Origin of the sequence: Burkholderia sp. SRS-25, assembly GCF_004343765.1 — a bacterium.
Classification (GTDB): domain Bacteria; phylum Pseudomonadota; class Gammaproteobacteria; order Burkholderiales; family Burkholderiaceae; genus Burkholderia; species Burkholderia contaminans.
On the sequence record NZ_PTXM01000011.1, the window covers coordinates 300797 to 318196 of the forward strand.

Consider the following 17400-nt stretch of genomic DNA (forward strand, 5'->3'; position numbering starts at 1 on the left):
GGGCTGCTGTCGGTCCAGGACGACCAGGCGCGCGGGTTCCACGAGGCCGAAGCGTTGCGTGGCGGCTCGTACTCACCCCCGCCGCGCCACCAGCTCCGACACCGTCTGCGCTGCCTGCTGCAGCGGCCCGAGAAACTCCTTCACCATCTGCTTCGCGGTATGCCGCTGTGCGTTGCCGCTGATGTTCATAGCAGCGATGATCTGTCCACGCCGGTTGCGGATCGGCGCGGACAACGACATCAGGCCCACTTCGAGTTCCTGGTCGACCACAGCCCAGCCCTGTTGGCGCACCTGCGCGATCGCCGCCTTCAGTTCGCCGAGGTCGGTGATCGTGCGCGGCGTATGCGCGCGGATGCCGCTTTGCGCGAGCGTCTCGTCGAGCTCGGCGTCGTCGAGCGCGGACAGCAGCACGCGGCCCATCGACGTGCAATACGCGGGTAGCCGGCTGCCGATCGACAGGTTGATCGTCATGATCTTGCGGGTCGGCACGCGCAGCACGTAGACGATCTCGGTGCGGTCGAGCACGGCTGCCGAGCAGCTTTCGTGGATCTGCGCGGACAGCTGTTCCATCACGGGATCGGCGAGATTCCAGAACGGCATCGACGTGAGGTACGCGAAGCCGAGCTCGAGGATCTTCGGCGTGAGCCGGAACAGCCGGCCGTCGGCCTCGACGTAGCCGAGCGTCTGCAGCGTGAGCAGGATCCGGCGCGCCCCCGCGCGCGTGAGCCCGGTGGCCGACGCGACCTCGGTGAGCGTCTGCTCCGGACGGGCCGCGTCGAATGCGCGGATCACCGCGAGGCCGCGCGCGAACGACTGGACATAGGAGTCGCCGGGTTTCGTCTGAGTGTCTTCGGTTGTCATGAGCGCCTGGAATATCGTGCAGCCGAGAAGATAGCGCATGGGGCCCGACACGCCAACCGCGCGACGGACCGCGCGCTTGACAGGTCGTCCCCGCACTCCCTATGATGCGTTGAACGTTCGATACACGATCTTATGTTCGTATATAGAACATTTAAGCGCATCCCGACGGGCAATGCAAGGGGCGCGCCCTGTTCATTCCCCCAGCCTGTCCTGGGACCGGAGACACTGATGACCGAAGCTTTTCTGTGTGATGCGATCCGTACGCCGATCGGGCGTTACGGCGGTGCACTGTCCGGCGTGCGCGCCGACGACCTGGGCGCGGTGCCGCTCAAGGCGCTCGTCGAGCGCAACCGCGACGTCGACTGGACGGCGATCGACGACGTGATCTACGGCTGCGCGAACCAGGCCGGCGAGGACAACCGCAACGTCGCGCGCATGTCGGCGCTGCTCGCGGGCCTGCCGCAGGGCGTGCCGGGTTCGACGATCAACCGCCTGTGCGGGTCCGGCATGGATGCGGTCGGCGTGGCCGCGCGTGCGATCAAGTCCGGCGAGGCCGCGCTGATGGTCGCGGGCGGCGTCGAGAGCATGACGCGCGCGCCGTTCGTGATGGGCAAGGCCGCGAGCGCGTTCGCGCGCCAGGCCGATATCTACGATACGACGATCGGCTGGCGCTTCGTCAATCCGCTGATGAAACAGCTGCACGGCGTCGATTCGATGCCGGAGACGGCCGAGAACGTCGCGGTCGACTACAACATCAGCCGCGCCGATCAGGACCTGTTCGCGCTGCGCAGCCAGCAGAAGGCCGCGCGGGCGCAGCAGGACGGCACGCTCGCCGAGGAAATCGTCGCGGTCACGATTGCCCAGAAGAAGGGCGATCCGCTGGTCGTGTCGCGCGACGAGCATCCGCGCGAGACGTCGCTCGAAACGCTGGCGAAGCTGAAGGGCGTCGTGCGCCCGGACGGCTCGGTGACGGCCGGCAACGCGTCGGGCGTCAATGACGGTGCAGCCGCGCTGCTGCTCGCGAACGAAGAAACCGCGAAGCGCTTCGGCCTGACGCCGCGCGCACGCGTGCTGGGTATCGCGACGGCCGGCGTCGCACCGCGCGTGATGGGCATCGGGCCCGCGCCGGCCACGCAGAAGCTGCTCGCCCGGCTCGGGATGACGATCGACCAGTTCGACGTGATCGAGCTGAACGAGGCGTTCGCGTCGCAAGGTCTCGCGGTGCTGCGCATGCTCGGCGTGGCCGACGACGATCCGCGCGTGAACCCGAACGGCGGCGCGATCGCGCTGGGCCATCCGCTCGGCGCGTCGGGCGCACGTCTCGTGACGACCGCGATGTACCAGCTGCATCGCACGAACGGCCGCTTTGCGCTGTGCACGATGTGCATCGGCGTCGGCCAGGGCATCGCGATCGCAATCGAACGCGTCTGACCTGCGTCACGCGGCGAAGCGGCAGGTTGCCGCTTCGCGCTGTCCGAAACGATGCGCGGCACGAGGGTTCTCGTGCCGCGCATCGTCGTTAACCGGCCTGCGACAACTGCTTGAGGCGTGCATCGAGCGCATCGATCTCGGTGTCCGCGAACACTTCGATGCCATGCTCGCGCAGCAACGCCGCCGTGACACCGGCGCCCGCGTGCCGCCGGCTCTCGAAACTCCCGTCATAAATGAACGTGCTGCCGCACGACGGACTGCCGTCGGCGAGGATCGCGAAGCGGCAACCGTGCGCGCGCGCGAGGGTCAGCGCGGTGTGCGCGCCGGATACGAACGGCGCCGTCACGTCGGCGCCGTTGACATCGACGATGCGCGCTGCGCCCGCCAGCACCCGCTGCCCCGATTCGCCGTCGGCGATTTCGGCGGGCGGGCGCGGCACGCTGAAGCCGCCGGCCAGTTCGGGGCAGACCGGCACGAGGCGCCCTTCGCGCTGCCACCGTTCGAGCGCCTCGTGTGCGGCGGTCTTGGCCGAGCCGTTGTAACGGACCGGATGACCGATCACGCACATGCTGACGAGGATCTTCGGCATGGTTTGCGGCTGCGCTTCATTCTGCAATTTTGCTCTCCATGATGCCGATGGTGGCCGCGGCAAAGCGGGAAATTCTACGCTTCACCCGCGCGCCGGTGCGTCAGGCCGTCGGCCCTTCCAGATGAATGTCTTCCGGCTCGAGCGCGTACAGCGCCGGGTCGGGCGACGCGCTGACCGTGAAGCCGAGCCGCAGGTAGAAGTCGATCGTGTTCTGCGACGGCGTCGCGGACACATACAGGCGTGCAGCGCCCATCGCGCGCGCCTGCTCACGGGCCGCGCGGTAGAGCTGCTCGCCGAGCCCGCAGCCGCGCCAGTCGTGGCTTACGTGCAGGAACTTCAACTGCAGCATGTCGCCGTGCGGGCCGAGCGGATGGCTGTCGACGAAGACCGCCGCAACGAGCCGCGCGCCGTCGAACGTGCCGACGCACCAGCCGCCGCGATCGTGGCAGTCGAGCAGGATCGGCGTGTAGTGGTCGGCTTCGCCGTCGGGCCAGCCCGCGACGTCATAAAAGTCGGGAACGAGATGCAGTGCACCGTCGCGCAGCACGTACAGGTGCTCGATGATCTCGCGCCGGTCGATGGTCCACACGAGCGGTACGTCGTTGCGCGTGAGCAGGCGGGCGGACAATGCGTCGCGTTCGGCGGCGGTGCGGCGCGTCATGCGGCCTCCCGATGCGCGGCGATCGCATACATCAGCGGCAGGCGCGGCATGCCGTCGGGCGGCACCATCCGGCGGCCGTCCAGCTCGCGCATGCCGTCGAAGCCTTTCCAGCCGTTCGCATACGGATATTCGGTCAGGCGGTCGATCGCGAGCCCGGCCGCTAAGAGCGCGTTCACGACTTCGCCGATGCCCCACATGAACTCGTAGCTCGGATGCGGGTTCGCGAAATCGACGACGCCCGGATGGTCGTGCTGCGCGCCGAGCCCCGTGCCGGATGCGGCAACGTAATCGCCGACACCTGCCGGCTCCTCGGTCGCATCGCCTTTGAAATAGTCGTAGTGCGGCTTCCAGTGTTCGTCGAAATACAGCGCGAACGGATGGAACTCGACCATCGCGAAACGGCCGCCGGGCGCGAGCAGCGCGGCGATCCCGCGCGCCCACGCGTTCAGGTCGGACAGCCAGCAGATCGCGCCGTACGACGTGAACACGCGAGCGAAGCGCTCGCCGCGCGCGGCGGCCTCGGGCATCCATTCGAGCACGTCGGCGCGCTCGAAGCGTGCGGGCAGGCCCGCGTCGGCCGACAGTTGTCGTGCGAAGGCGATCGCTTCGTCGGAGATGTCGACGCCCGTCGCGTCCGCACCGGCGCGCACGAGGCTCAGCGTGTCCTGCCCCGCGTTGCACTGCAGGTGCAGGAGCCGCAGCCCGCCGACGTCGCCGAGCAGTTCGCGCTCTTCCGGAAAGAGCGTCGAGCCGCCTGCGCGGAAAAATGCGGCCTGATCGCCTTTATGGCTGTTATGCGCGACTGTCGCCGTATTCCAGGACAGCCGATTCAGTTCGTGCAATGCCTTTTTCATCGAATTCGAATGCTGGTTGAATGGAGCAGGATAGACGGAATCGTTTCGCCGAGTGTAACGGCCGGCGGCATTGACCTGCCGCGCGGCGTGGCCGGGCGGTGCGGCGTTGCATATGAATGAACGCGCGTGGCGAATATTGCCGGATTATTTGATCGAAATCATGGTGGCCGCCGAATTGAATATTTTATGCGAAGAAAGGGTAAGGTTTTTCCCCAATATGCCGACAGTCAGATGAAGACCGTCGTAAAGCGATAAACCGTTTTTCGGCTACTGAGCGTGAAGTCAGCGCGACGCGGACGTCAGATCCGCTTTTCGGAGCCTTGCATGCGCAATAACCAGCCCGTTACCCAACAGGAATTCGATTTTCCCGACGACGTCACGCTGATGTCGACGACCGACGCAGACAGCATCATCACCTACGCCAACACGACGTTCGCACAGGTGAGCGGTTTCACGAACGAGGAACTCGTCGGCCAGCCGCATAACGTGGTGCGCCACCCGGACATGCCGCGCGAAGCGTTTGCCGACATGTGGGCGACGCTCAGGCGCGGCGAGCCGTGGACCGCGCTCGTGAAGAACCGACGCAGGAATGGCGATCACTACTGGGTGCGTGCGAACGCGATTCCCGTGATGCGCAACGGCGAGCCGCAAGGCTACATGTCGGTGCGCACGAAGGCGCCGCACGACGAGTCCGAGGCTGCCGATGCGCTGTATCGCGCATTCCGCGAAGGCAAGGCCGGCCAGCGCCGGTTCCACAAGGGGCTGGTGATCCGCACGGGGCTGATGCGCATCGCGTCGCTGTCGCAGACGATGTCGGTGCGCGCGCGTGTGCACTCGGCGCTGTGCGTGCTCGCGCCGGCGGTCGTTGGCGCGGGCTGGGCATGCGGGCTGGCGGGCGGCGGGCTCGCGGCGTTTGCCGGTGTGACGGTCGGCGTGACGGCGGCGGCCGGCCTGTGGCTCGATGCGCAGATCGTGCGTCCGCTGAAGCGGCTGCACGACCAGGCGCTGAACGTCGCGACCGGCGAAAGCCGGCGCGGCGTGCGGATGAACCGCGTCGACGAGATCGGCATGACGCTGCGCACGATCAACCAGCTCGCGCTGATGTTCCGCTGGCTCGTCGACGACGTCAGCGAGCAGGTGCACAACGTGCAGCGCGCGAGCAACGAGATCGCGCAGGGCAACAACGACCTGAGCGCGCGCACCGAGCAGGCGGCGTCGAGCGTGCAGGAGACGGCCGCGTCGATGGCCGAGATGACCGCGACGGTCGACAGCAACGCGGAGACCGCGCTGCAGGCGAACCGGCTCGCGATGTCGGCCAGCGAGGCGGCCGGGCGTGGCGGACAGGCGGTGGGCGAGGTCGTCACGACGATGAGCGACATCACGGCCAGTTCTCGCAAGATTGCCGACATCATCGGCGTGATCGACGGCATCGCGTTCCAGACCAACATCCTTGCACTGAACGCGGCCGTGGAAGCGGCACGCGCAGGCGAGCAGGGGCGCGGCTTCGCGGTGGTCGCGGGCGAGGTGCGGGCACTCGCGCAGCGCAGCGCGAATGCGGCGAAGGAGATCAAGACGCTGATCGGCGCGAGCGTCGAGCGCGTCGAATCGGGCGCGCGGCGTGTGGACGAGGCAGGCAAGACGATGGAGGACATCGTTGCGCAGGTGAAGCGCGTGTCGGACCTGATCGCGGAGATCAGCTCGTCGACGGCCGAGCAGAGCACGGGAGTTGCGCAGGTCGACCAGGCGGTGGTGCATCTGGACAACATCACGCAGCAGAACGCCGCGCTGGTCGAGCAGAGCACGGCGGCGTCGGAGAGCCTGAAGCAGCAGGCAACGCGTCTCGTGGATGCGGTGAACGTGTTCCGGTGATCGTCGGGGGCGCGCACGTGATGTGCGCGCCAAATCAATACATCCGGGTTGACGCGCGCAATGCGCGTTCAGGGTTTTCGATTCATTAGAAATACGCCAAACGAGAAATATTCTTATTCAATATTTAACGCTTTTGCTTTGAATCGATTCAGGCGAGTTCCGTTGAATCGTCAGGCGAACGTCCGCCGAACCGTTGCCTGACTTGGTGTTTAGTTTCATCTATAAACAAGTTATTTGGTAAAGACAAGATGATGCGTTTCTAATGCATATTTTCCCGAATGCACCATAATGTTTTCGTGGAATTTGCCGAAAGCGCAGGGGCAGGACCAACGTGCATGTGGATAGACCGCAATGCGCGGGGTCTCGAATCAATCGACAAGCGGACGCAAGATCCGTCACCCGGAGCTCCACACGATGCGCAACAACCAGCCCGTCACGCAACGCGAATTCGATTTTCCCGATGACGCGACGCTGATGTCGACCACCGACGCGAACAGCTACATCACCTACGCGAACGCGGCCTTCATCCAGGTCAGCGGATTTTCCCCCGACGAGATCGAAGGCCAGCCGCACAACGTCGTGCGGCATCCGGACATGCCGAAGGAGGCGTTCGCCGACATGTGGGCGACGCTCAAGGGCGGCGAGCCGTGGACTGCGCTCGTGAAGAACCGCCGCAAGAACGGCGATCACTACTGGGTGCGCGCGAATGCGATTCCGGTCATGCGCAACGGCGAGCCGAAGGGCTACATGTCGGTGCGCACGAAAGCGACGCGCGACGAGATCGCGGCTGCGGAGGCGCTCTACAAGGAATTCCGTGAAGGCCGGGCCGGCAACCGGCATTTTCACAAGGGGCTGATCGTCCGCAAGGGCGTGGCCGGTTTCCTGTCGCTGTTCCAGACGATGTCGGTGCGCGCGCGGCTCCATGCGTCGCTGTGCGTACTCGCGCCGGTCGTGGTGGCCGGCGGCTGGGCGTGCGGGCTGGCCGGCGGCGGGCTCGCCGCGTTCGCCGCGGTGACGGCCGGCGCTGCGGCTGCTGCGGGGCTGTGGCTCGATGCGCAGATTGCGCGCCCGCTCATGCAGTTGCGCGACGAGGCGCTGCGCGTGGCGACCGGCGAAAGCCGTAGCGGCGTGCGGATGAACCGCGTCGACGAGATCGGCATGACGCTGCGCACGATCAACCAGCTCGGCCTGATGTTCCGCTGGCTCGTCGACGACGTCAGCGAGCAGGTGCACAACGTGCAGCGCGCGAGCAACGAGATCGCGCAGGGCAACAACGACCTGAGCGCGCGCACCGAGCAGGCGTCGACGAGCGTGCAGCAGACGGCCGCGTCGATGGCCGAAATGACGGCGACCGTGTCGAGCAATGCGGAGACGGCGCTGCAGGCGAACCAGTTGTCGGTGTCCGCGAGCGAAGCGGCGGGGCGCGGCGGGCACGCGGTGAGCGAGGTGGTCGCGACGATGAACGACATCACGGCCAGCTCGCGGAAGATCTCGGACATCATCGGCGTGATCGACGGCATCGCGTTCCAGACCAACATCCTTGCGCTGAACGCGGCGGTGGAGGCCGCGCGGGCCGGCGATCAGGGGCGCGGGTTCGCGGTGGTTGCGGGCGAAGTGCGGGCGCTCGCGCAACGCAGCGCGAATGCGGCGAAGGAGATCAAGACGCTGATCGGTGCGAGCGTCGAGCGCGTCGAATCGGGCGCGCGGATCGTCGATGGCGCGGGCAAGACGATGGAGGACATCGTCACGCAGGTGAAGCGCGTGTCGGATTTGATCGCGGAGATCAGCTCGTCGACGGCCGAGCAGAGCACGGGGGTTGCGCAGGTCGACCAGGCAGTCGTGCATCTGGACAACATCACGCAGCAGAACGCGGCGCTGGTCGAGCAGAGCACGGCGGCGTCGGAGAGCCTGAAGCAGCAGGCGACGCGGCTGGTGGAGGCGGTGAACGTGTTTCGGTGAGCGTGGCTTGCCCCGTTGGCTTTCACGCATGTCGACCGACCTCATGCGTGGATCGCGCCGTTCAGCGACGAACTGAACGGCGCGATCGGTCAGGCTGGAGATTTTCCAGCCTTTCGGATCAGCCGATGCTCACACCGTGGGCTTCCGCCAGAGGCTTCAGGCCACCCGTGAAACCTTGTCCGATCGCCTTGAACTTGAACTCGTCGTTGTGGCGATACAACTCGCCGAAGATCATGGCGGTTTCGGTCGAAGCGTCTTCGGACAGGTCGTAGCGGGCGATTTCCTTGCCGTCGGCCTTGTTGACGACGCGGATATAGGCGTTGCTCACCTGGCCGAATGACTGCTTGCGGGCCTCGGCATCGTGAATCGTGACGGCGAAGACCAGCTTCTTCACATCGGCCGCCAGACCAGTCAGCTTCACGTTGACCTGCTCGTCGTCACCCTCGCCCTGGCCGGAACGGTTGTCGCCCAGGTGCTCGATCGAACCGTCGGCGGACTTCTTGTTGTTGTAGAAGATGAAGCTGGCGTCGCTCAGGACTTTGCCGTTTTCACCGGTGACGAAGATCGAGGCGTCGAGGTCGAACTCGGTGCCGTCGGTGACGCGCGGGTCCCAGCCCAGGCCGACGACGATTTCGCTCAGGCCCGGGGCCTCTTTCGACAGGGAGACGTTACCGCCTTTGGACAGACTTACAGCCATGGTGTGATTCCTTGTTCAGGTGAGGAGACCGTTCAGAAGTTCATGCCGTAGCCGTTGGCCAGGGCACGCAGGCCGCCGGCGTAGCCTTGGCCGACGGCGCGGAATTTCCACTCGCCGCTGCTGCGGTACAACTCCGCGAAGATCATCGCGGTTTCGGTGGAGGCGTCTTCCGCCAGGTCGTAGCGGACCACCTCGGCGCCGGAAATCTCGTTCACGACGCGGATGAACGAATTGCTGACCTGGCCGAAGTTCTGCTTGCGCGCTTCGGCGTCGTGGATGGTGACCGTGAAGGCGATCTTGTCGATGTCGGCCGGAACGCGGCTCAGGTCGACCTTGATGACTTCGTCGTCGCCGTCACCCGCGCCGGTACGGTTGTCGCCGGTATGCTCGACGGAGCCGTCCTGGCTGCGCAATTGGTTGTAGAAGATGAAGTCGGCTTCACCGCGGACTTTGCCGTTGGCCCCCAGCAGGAAGGCGCTGGCGTCCAGATCGAACTCCGCGCCATCGGTCGCGCGCGGGTCCCAGCCGAGGCCAACCAGGATTCGGGTCAGGCTCGGATCGGTTTTGGACAGGGAGAGGTTGCCGCCTTTTTGAAGAGTCAGTGCCATGAAAACAGCTCCTTTGGGTTGTGACGGGTTACTGATTTTCGGCTCGCGCCTCTTCCTTGTTCGGGAAGATCACGCTGGCCAGGATTCCGATTGCCAGGACCACCATGACGATGAGCAGGCTGGTGTTCGGGGAGATGCTGATACCGTGGTGGAACAGATGGTCGGTCGCGTTCAAGCCCAACTTCGCCGCGATGAAGAACAGCAATACGACCACGGCCTTTTCCAGATGCACCACGTAGCGCTTCAGCGCTTCCAGAACGAAATACAGCGTGCGAAGGCCAAGAATGGCGAACAGCATCGCCGAGTAGACGATCAGCGGTTCACGGCTGACTGCGATGACCGCCGGGACCGAGTCGAACGCGAACAGGACGTCGGACACTTCGATCACGACCAGGCAGAGGAACAGCGGCGTAGCGAAAAGACCGCCTTTGGCCGCCAGGCTCATGTCCCTCTCGGGCGTCCGTACTTCCGCCTCGAGCTGCTTGCGGCTCACGAAAAATTTGTGGCCGTGCAGCCTGGGCCATACGGGGAAGAGCTTTTTCGCGAAGCGGCAAGCGAGATGCTGCGAGTAATCCTTCGCCTCGTCATCGTCGTCACCGCCCTTGAGCATCATGACGGCGGTCCACGCCACGATCAGCGCGAAGACGATCTCGACCCAGGGCCCGAATGCCAGCAGGCCGGTGCCGATGACGACAAAGACACCACGGAATACGATGGCCCCGATGATGCCCCAGTGCAGGATGCGGTGACGCAAGCCGTCCGGTACCTTGAACCAGGCGAAGATCGCCATGAAGACGAACAGGTTGTCGACGGAGAGGACTTTCTCCAGCGCATAGCCGGTAAGGAACAGGCTGGCCACTTCCGCGCCATGCTGCACGTACAGGAAGCCGGCGAATGCAAGGGAGATGGCCACCCAGAATACCGACCAGATGGACGCCCGGGCGAGGGTGATCGGCTTGTCGTCGCGGTGGGTAACCATGTCGAGCAGCAGGGCGGCCAGCGCCAGGCCGACGAATACCGCCATGGTCAACGGCGGGAAGCCAATGTGTGTCGTTTCCACGTTTCGGTTTCCTACAGTTCGAAGTCAGCCGGGTTCAAGCCGAGCTCCAGGCAAATCAGGCGGCAAGCTGCTTTTTCCTTGTCGTCGAAATGGCCGTCGGATGCGCCGATGGCACAGGCCACGCGCACCAGCAGGCGTGCTTCGCCGTCCTTGCCCTTGATCTTGCCGATGGCCTTCAGCGCCTCGGCCTGGCCGATCTGGAAATCGAATTCGAACTTGCCGCAGGCGTCGCTGAACACCGCGATCACGTCGCTCAGGTTGAAGACCTTCAATTCCGGGGAGTTGTTGATGAAGCCGACCATCTTCAGCTTCTCTTCGGATTTGATCTCGCCATCCGCGGCGGAGATCAGCGCGCAAGCATTGGCGGTTGCCTCCATGAACGTCCGGTTCTTGAATTTGGCGACTTCGATGGTCAAGGTTTCGCGGGCTTTGGCCGCGTTGGTTTTCAGCCAGTCGAGCATGTGTTTCCTCTCAGTGAGCGGGGCCGGGCGGCCCTGCCGGGTCAATGGTTACTTGGAGCCTGCTTTCCAGCGCATACCCCAGCCGTAGGCACGATCCATTTCCTCGTGCCCGGGGTGGAAGTCGACTCGGCGAGAGACCTTGACGGCCCCGTTCACGTTTTCAAGCAGGGCAATCGCGCACATGCCGTGGCGGCCTCCCTCCTCGTTCATGCGAACTTCGATTTCGGACTGGCCGGGCACGAAAATGGTTACAACACCGTCGGTGGCCTTCCAGTTCGGCGCGCCGTCGTAGATGAACGCGAAAATCAGGATGCGTTCGATCTTGTTCCACTGTTGCCCATTGATGCGAAGCCACTCGCCGTCGGCAACCGAGCCGGTACGGTCATCGCCCATCAACTGGATGTAGGGTTCCTCCCGCAGATCGCCGAAACGCTTGCCGAGCGCTTGCACGGCCCCTTTGAGTCCGTCCTGCATTTCAAACAGGCAACCCAGGTCCAGGTCGATGGCACCGCGTTTTCCCAGGAAGCCGCCGAGCAGGCCACTCGTACCCTGGTTCCAGTTCAGGTTCACCTTGATTTCACCGAAGCCGGCAGCGGTCTTCTCGAGACTGATGCTGGGCCGTGACTTGTCGAGCGTGATTTTGCTGAGTCGGATCGTGGACGTCGGCGCGCCAGGCGGTACCGGTGCGAGCGCCGGCGCCGGTACGGGCGCCGGGGCCTGCGCGGGAGGGCTTTGCGTCGGGCTGCCGGAAGGCGCGGCAACGTCGACGCCGAAGTGCTTGGCCAGCGGCTCCAGGCCACCCGCGAAGCCTTGTGCGACACAGCGGAACTTCCACGCGTCCTGACGGCGGTAAAACTCCCCGAGGATCAGCGCGGTCTCGTTCATCCCGGCAGTCGGGATCTGCGCCTCGATCCCTCCCGTCACGGCCAGTGCCAGCATCGAAACGCGATCGAAGGTCGCCTTGTTCTCATGGATGGTCGCGGTGAGCGCGACTTTCTCGACGGCAGGGTCGATCCGGGCGAGATCCACGGTGAACGTTGCCCGGCCGGCCGTCGTGGTGGTCAACTGAAGCGCGCCACCCAGGACACTGGTTTGGCCGTAGAAGCACATGTCGCCATCGCCTCGGACTTTCGCGGTAGCGGTGAGTGCGAATGCAGAGATATCGATCTCCGCGCCTGGAATCGGCGCGTAGTTGATGTCCACGCGCAATTGACCGGTGGCCACCGGCGCATTGCCGCCAGGTACCAGTGTCGTCATGCTCGCACCGCCTGAATCGCCAGATTGACGAGATCGTCCGCGGTGCGGCCGTGGGTGGACTGGCCGATGGCCTTGAATTCCCAGCCGCCGGCGCGACGGCTGAGGCTGGCCATGACAACACCGGTGTGGCGACCTTTTTCCGCCAGGTTGAAGCGTGCCAGCTCCTGGTTCTTCGAGTCGTCGAGGATGCGGCAGTAGGCGTTTTCGACCTGGTCGAACGTCTGACCGCGGAAGCTGTTCACGGTGAACACCAGGTGCTGGACGGTGCCCGGCAGGCGCTGCAGGTCGACGTGGATGGTTTCATCGTCGCCGTCACCTTCACCCGTCAGGTTGTCGCCGGAGTGCTCGATGGCGCCGTCCCTGGATTCCAGTTGTCGGAACCAGACCAGGTCGACGGATTTCATGTCGCCGTCCAGCAGGATGCAGGAAGCATCGAGGTCGATGTCGTTGCTGCCGCCGCCCAGCATCTTGGAGAAGAAGCCGCCGGACTTTACCGGGTCCCAACCCAGGCCCAGACTAATCGAGGTCAAGCCACGGCCCGCGGTTTTTTCCAGCGAGATGCTCTGATTCTTGCTCAGGGTGAGTGCCATCTTTACGCTCCTTGTTGATCTTCAATGTTCGATGTTCAGTGTTCGTGCGAGGGATCGGATGGAGTCACATTCACGCGCCCCCGGCTTTGCTGGACCGCGAGCGGGATTGCCTCCACACGGGGAACGCGTTGCCATGAATTGCCGTGCGCGGCAGCCGCTCGCTCACGGTCCGGACGCAAGTCGCCGCTGCTGCTCGGCCGACAACGAGTCGGCGGACAGTAGACCGTGCGCCTTTGGGGGCAGCCTCACGCATTGCCACGCTCATCAGCCGGCCTCCGCCAGTCGGACGCCGTGCTCGCTACTACTCGGGGCGGTGGGCTTCACTCCATGCCACTTGGCGCGTTCGAGGATATTGACCGCCCACTTGTAGTGGGTTGCCGGCTCGCACATCGCATCGTTGTGCTTGAAAACGGCAGGGGCCGCATCGTTGACGATCAGCGTGGCGCAGTTGAAGTCCTCGAGGCTCACGCGCAGCGCCTCCTGGATGATGCGGATCTGGCTCGGATGAATGGCCGTCTTCCCTACCAGGCCATGAGCGATGTCCAGTTCCAGCTCCTCGTTCAGGAGATGGGGCGTGGCGAGTTGCTCGAAGACGGGCGCGGTCAGGGCAAATCCCTGGGCCCCCATGATTCCGGCAAGCATGGGAATCACGTAGCTGAGGGGCGTGCTGTAGAGCGTGGTGGCCGGATTGCGCCGCAGACCAAGGCAACCCATCAGGTCGTTGCCGCCGATTCGCAGCGCGATGATGCGTCGGTTCAGGTTGGCCTTCAGGGCCGAGCCCAGCTCCACCATTGCGCCCGGGTCGTAAACGTCGGCCGTCTCCAGTGTCGGCATGAGGCACAGGTCAGGATGACTGACCGCGTTCTCCCACGACGAAAGGGATTGCAGCGTCAACTTGGGCACGACGAACCCGTCGACGTGCTTCATCAGCGGCCAGTCGTTCAGCACCGCCGCCATCGCGGCATCACGCGGCCGAACGAACAGCAACGGACCGGATTCGACGCGCCCTCCCCGGGCATCGATATTCATGAGGAGCGTCCGCAGGTTCACCAGCGCGCTTTCGACGTCGATTGCCGCCACCGCGTCTTCCAGGCAGACCACCAGCGAGCGCAGCTCAGGGAGCCTGGTGCCGGAAACCACATCCAGAATGTCGCTGCGGGTGGCCGGCATGTACAGCGTCGCGCCGAGGGCGAACGGAGAGATGGTTTTAATCAATTCGCGTTCCGAATGATTGTGACCGCGCAGTACGGGCCCAGATCGGCGCCGGCTTCCTCTACTGTCACGCCCGCGCGTTCGGTGAGGTGCAGCAGCAACTGAACGTCGCTGTCATGGCGGTCACGTACCAGCACGCGATCCGGCACACGGCGCAGGACCGCACGGGTTGCCTCGGCGATACCCGGTTTCACGCGGTTCAGGTTGCCGATATCGAAGCGGGTTGCCAGCGCGGCCACCACGTCGTCCGCGGACGACTGGAGCGTCAGTCGCTGATCGTCGGTCCACGGAACGGCAGGACGGGCGTCTGCCAGCGCCCGACGTTCGGCGTCGATCCTGTCGATGAACTCGCGCGTGACATCGTGTTCGCGCAGGTGTTCGTAGACCACGCAACCATGCAGGCCGCCTTGAGCCGGCCAGATGGAGCGGGACACCAGCCCGGAAACGGTTGCACCGAGAATGCCGGACGGAATTGCCCAGTCTTTTGCGGAGGCAGCCAGCCACGCGCGGCCGCAAGGATCTGCCAGAACCACGAGGCGCGGACCTTCGGGGAAGCGCGTGTCGTGCGCCAGGGTCCGTGCGAGCTCGCCTGAAATGGCGCCTTTGCCCGTCCAGCCATCCACGAAGACGATGTTTTCGGCGCCATGCAGCCGGATGATGGCTTCCAGCGCCACCGTGTCGATCCCGCGATCGCGAATGATGCTGATTCCGTAGTGGCGGGCGTCGCGCCCCATCTCCACGAGTGCCCGTCGCAGCAGCACGCCAAGCGGCAGGCCGGCGCGAACGAACGAGACCAGCGCGATGCCCGGCCCGGTATAAGCGGCATTCAGCGCCATCGCCAGGGACTGCACATCCGAAGCCATGCGGGCGCCGTTCTGCGCCAGCGCGCGGGCGTAAAGGCGCTTGTGCACGTCGCTGGGCGCCTGCTCGAGACCGATCATTTCCGAGTAGTGTTTTTGATTCGTCTGAATCAGACGCTCCTTCTCCTCGACGTCGGTGACGTTCATCCGCACGTGTCGCAGCAGGAAGTGCACATCTTCGGGGGCATAGCTGCCGCTGCCGACGGTGTTCAGGCTCGCGAGGCGATTACCCATGGATCGTCCCCGTCACCCAATTGGCAAGCTGGCTGCGCGCCGGTGTCCCCCACATGTGGCAGAGGTCCATGTACCCGAGATCGGTGATGCTGTCGCCGAAGCCCAGGACCGGTCGCTCGCCGTGGATCTCACGGTCGCGGCGCAACCACTCCTGAACGGCCGCGCGCTTGGCCAGCCCCGTGGGCAGGAAGGCGAGGTTGTTGCCGTTGGCATGAACGTGCATGCCGTCCACCATGCGCCGGGACCGAACGCCGGCCAGCACTTCGGCGAGCACCGCGTCGTCGGACTCGTTGTGCTTGATCACCACGTAGTGGCACAAGCCTTCTTCTTCCACCACCCAGCCGCGGAGCGAGTAGCCGAGGTCCCTGCCGATCGCCAGCGTGGCCTCGCACAGTGCCGGCAGTCGCTCCTGAATGCTCTGGAGGACTTCGATCATTCGCTCGTGCCAGCTTCGATCGAGTAACCCGTCGGGGCGGAGCATGACGCCGCCGTGCGAGCAGATTGCGCCTTCGGCGAAGGGAAGCATGACGCGGCCGTATGCCTCCACGCTGCGCGCGGTGACCGGAACGACGTCGGCGGTGGCGAGCAACCACGTGATGAACGCGTGCTGGACCGGGTCCATGAAGCCGTTGGGCTGACCGTGCACGTCCAGCGTGGCCGCGGTTCGCGGGACGCCTTCCGCCATCTTGCGAGCGGTCTGGAACAGGGTGTCGTCGAGGTCGACGAATGCCAGGGGGCGGTTACCGCTCATCGACAATCACCTCTGCGCTGAGTGCGTCGACGAGTTCTTCGGGGAGTGCCTGGGCAGGGGTTTCCGTGCAGATCAGAACCCGGTCGAACTGGCCGGGCTTCACGTTGTAGAGGAAGTTCGGAATACAGAGGCCGTAGTTGTCGGGGAACGACAGCGCGTGCTCGATGGCATGGCCCAGGGCGATGGGGGACCGCGTGGTCGAGCTGAAGCGGACATCCGCGCCGGCTCGCTCCAGGCGTTCCGCCAGCAGAAAAGGGCGCCAGACGAACTCGCCGGTACCGACGACAATGACTTTCTCGCCGGGCTGGACCTGAACGTGCGGCGCGAGCGTGTCGTCCACATGCCGAACGCCCAGGCGTCCCCAGTCATTGCGGGGCGAGAGAGGCCATTCGCCCACGGAAACGGTGCCGACGTTCGGCATCTCCGGGAGGGGCGCGGACTGATCTTCGTGGAACTGGTAGGAGCCGGTCAGCAGCGATACCGCGGTGACCGGTTCCCCGATCGCGTGGCGAGCGGCACCGGCAGTCCAGTCCGTCAGGACGCAGGTGACCACTCGCTCGACGTTGCTCAGACCTGCTTCGACCAGCGCGCGGCGCAGGTTCAGGAAGGTCTTGCCGGTGGAGGCTTCGTCATCCACCAGGACCAGCGATCGAGCGTTCAACATCAGATCACGAATCTCGGGATCGACCGGCAAGTGGATCAGATGAGCGCTCGCGTGGCTGTGTTCTTCCTCGAATCGAGCAAAGACGCGGGTACCCAGCGGATGACGGGTACTGGTGAGGTACATGCTGTCAGGGCGGCTCGCACGATAGGCGCGGTGCACGCCGGCACCGAGGCCCACTGCGGTTTCGGCCATGCCGATCACCAGTACCGGCCCGGGCAGGTCCGCCGGAATTCCGGCGGCCAGGCGCTCGAAGCTGGCCGCCATGATCGACGGGCGCACCGGGATGTGACGGCCCAGGACCTTGGATACGAAGAGGAATGCTCGCTTGGGATTCCGGCGCTCTGCGAAACCGAACAGGTTCGCAGGGGGCAGTGCGGCGGCGTCGACTCTGATCTCGAGCAGCCCCCGCTTGAGTTGGGCGCGCAGGCACGTTGGTCCTACGTGGCTTTCCATGAACAGCATCCTCGTTGAGCGTGGCTCGAAGATCCACGACGACCGCCTGCGCCTGGTGCGCAGTCGGTCAAACCGCGTTCGCGCCGGGCGCCGGCACCCTCGGTCCGGTATCCCGAAACCTTTCAAAATGAAATTGAATCGTATCAAATTTGAAAGGTCGGTGGGTGCAGGCGTGTATCGATATCGCGATGGGTTTCGCTTTTCGGCTTTGGACGAGAGGAGGGGCCTGGTGGGCCTGGTGGGGCCTGAGGACGACGGTCAGCCGTTCGACCAAAGGCGATGCGGTGAAAGCGGTGAGGTGAGGGGGCGGGGAAGGGGGAGGTGAGGAG

17 protein-coding genes are annotated in these 17400 nt (G+C 64.9%); 3 read left to right on the forward strand and 14 right to left on the reverse strand.

Annotation, left to right across the window (positions count from 1 at the left end; all coding sequences use genetic code 11):
* Nucleotides 1–72: 72 nt before the first annotated feature.
* Nucleotides 73–861, reverse strand: a complete 789-nt coding sequence (locus tag C5O79_RS17975) for an IclR family transcriptional regulator (RefSeq protein ID WP_039367952.1) — start codon at nucleotides 859–861, stop codon at nucleotides 73–75.
* Between the two features lie 228 nt (nucleotides 862–1089).
* Between C5O79_RS17975 and pcaF the strand changes: the two genes are divergently transcribed.
* The gene (gene pcaF / locus C5O79_RS17980; RefSeq protein ID WP_071331902.1) at nucleotides 1090–2292 is read left to right on the forward strand and encodes a 3-oxoadipyl-CoA thiolase; all 1203 of its coding nucleotides are present in this window, start codon (nucleotides 1090–1092) and stop codon (nucleotides 2290–2292) included.
* An 88-nt stretch (nucleotides 2293–2380) separates the two neighbouring features.
* Here the strand turns inward: pcaF and C5O79_RS17985 are convergent, their stop codons facing one another.
* The 3 genes from C5O79_RS17985 to C5O79_RS17995 all read right to left on the reverse strand — a co-directional run bounded on the left by C5O79_RS17985 (nucleotide 2381) and on the right by C5O79_RS17995 (nucleotide 4396).
* A complete protein-coding gene (locus tag C5O79_RS17985; protein ID WP_124494318.1) occupies nucleotides 2381–2881 on the reverse strand; it encodes a DUF523 domain-containing protein in 501 nt (166 codons plus the stop codon).
* Between the two features lie 100 nt (nucleotides 2882–2981).
* A complete protein-coding gene (locus C5O79_RS17990; protein WP_131931537.1) occupies nucleotides 2982–3542 on the reverse strand; it encodes an N-acetyltransferase in 561 nt (186 codons plus the stop codon).
* Nucleotides 3539–4396: a class I SAM-dependent methyltransferase gene (locus C5O79_RS17995; protein WP_131931539.1), complete on the reverse strand. Its 858-nt coding sequence runs from the start codon at nucleotides 4394–4396 to the stop codon at nucleotides 3539–3541. Before C5O79_RS17995 ends, C5O79_RS17990 begins: the two co-directional genes overlap by 4 nt.
* A 324-nt stretch (nucleotides 4397–4720) precedes the next feature.
* On the opposite strand from C5O79_RS17995, the gene C5O79_RS18000 reads away from it, so the two are divergent.
* Nucleotides 4721–6265 carry a PAS domain-containing methyl-accepting chemotaxis protein gene (locus C5O79_RS18000; RefSeq protein ID WP_039367914.1) on the forward strand — a complete coding sequence of 515 codons (1545 nt, stop codon included), beginning with the start codon at nucleotides 4721–4723 and terminating at the stop codon, nucleotides 6263–6265.
* A gap of 414 nt (nucleotides 6266–6679) precedes the next feature.
* The gene (locus C5O79_RS18005; RefSeq protein ID WP_047851243.1) at nucleotides 6680–8224 is read left to right on the forward strand and encodes a PAS domain-containing methyl-accepting chemotaxis protein; all 1545 of its coding nucleotides are present in this window, start codon (nucleotides 6680–6682) and stop codon (nucleotides 8222–8224) included.
* Between the two features lie 118 nt (nucleotides 8225–8342).
* Here C5O79_RS18005 and C5O79_RS18010 read toward each other — a convergent pair whose 3' ends face one another.
* From C5O79_RS18010 to C5O79_RS18055, 10 genes are all read right to left on the reverse strand, one after another.
* Complete coding sequence (locus C5O79_RS18010; protein ID WP_046546190.1) at nucleotides 8343–8921, reverse strand: TerD family protein; 579 nt, start codon at nucleotides 8919–8921, stop codon at nucleotides 8343–8345.
* Nucleotides 8922–8953: 32 nt separating this feature from the next.
* Complete coding sequence (locus C5O79_RS18015) at nucleotides 8954–9529, reverse strand: TerD family protein (protein WP_046546189.1); 576 nt, start codon at nucleotides 9527–9529, stop codon at nucleotides 8954–8956.
* Between the two features lie 28 nt (nucleotides 9530–9557).
* Nucleotides 9558–10589: a TerC/Alx family metal homeostasis membrane protein gene (locus C5O79_RS18020; RefSeq protein ID WP_046546188.1), complete on the reverse strand. Its 1032-nt coding sequence runs from the start codon at nucleotides 10587–10589 to the stop codon at nucleotides 9558–9560.
* Nucleotides 10590–10600: 11 nt separating this feature from the next.
* Nucleotides 10601–11050 carry a tellurite resistance TerB family protein gene (locus C5O79_RS18025; protein WP_047851242.1) on the reverse strand — a complete coding sequence of 150 codons (450 nt, stop codon included), beginning with the start codon at nucleotides 11048–11050 and terminating at the stop codon, nucleotides 10601–10603.
* A 48-nt stretch (nucleotides 11051–11098) separates the two neighbouring features.
* Complete coding sequence (locus tag C5O79_RS18030) at nucleotides 11099–12307, reverse strand: TerD family protein (RefSeq protein WP_122476925.1); 1209 nt, start codon at nucleotides 12305–12307, stop codon at nucleotides 11099–11101.
* Nucleotides 12304–12897 (reverse strand): TerD family protein, encoded by a 594-nt coding sequence (locus C5O79_RS18035; RefSeq protein ID WP_122476923.1) that lies wholly within the window; start codon nucleotides 12895–12897, stop codon nucleotides 12304–12306. The genes C5O79_RS18030 and C5O79_RS18035 overlap by 4 nt, the downstream gene beginning before the upstream one ends.
* 264 nt (nucleotides 12898–13161) lie before the next feature.
* Complete coding sequence (locus C5O79_RS18040) at nucleotides 13162–14112, reverse strand: HpcH/HpaI aldolase/citrate lyase family protein (protein ID WP_046546184.1); 951 nt, start codon at nucleotides 14110–14112, stop codon at nucleotides 13162–13164.
* A complete protein-coding gene (locus C5O79_RS18045; protein WP_047851238.1) occupies nucleotides 14109–15203 on the reverse strand; it encodes a cysteine protease StiP domain-containing protein in 1095 nt (364 codons plus the stop codon). Before C5O79_RS18045 ends, C5O79_RS18040 begins: the two co-directional genes overlap by 4 nt.
* Nucleotides 15196–15954, reverse strand: a complete 759-nt coding sequence (locus tag C5O79_RS18050) for a trehalose phosphatase (protein WP_122476921.1) — start codon at nucleotides 15952–15954, stop codon at nucleotides 15196–15198. Before C5O79_RS18050 ends, C5O79_RS18045 begins: the two co-directional genes overlap by 8 nt.
* On the reverse strand, nucleotides 15944–17071 hold the full coding sequence (locus C5O79_RS18055; protein WP_122477538.1) for a phosphoribosyltransferase domain-containing protein: 1128 nt from the start codon (nucleotides 17069–17071) through the stop codon (nucleotides 15944–15946). Before C5O79_RS18055 ends, C5O79_RS18050 begins: the two co-directional genes overlap by 11 nt.
* Between the last annotated feature and the right edge of the window lie 329 nt (nucleotides 17072–17400).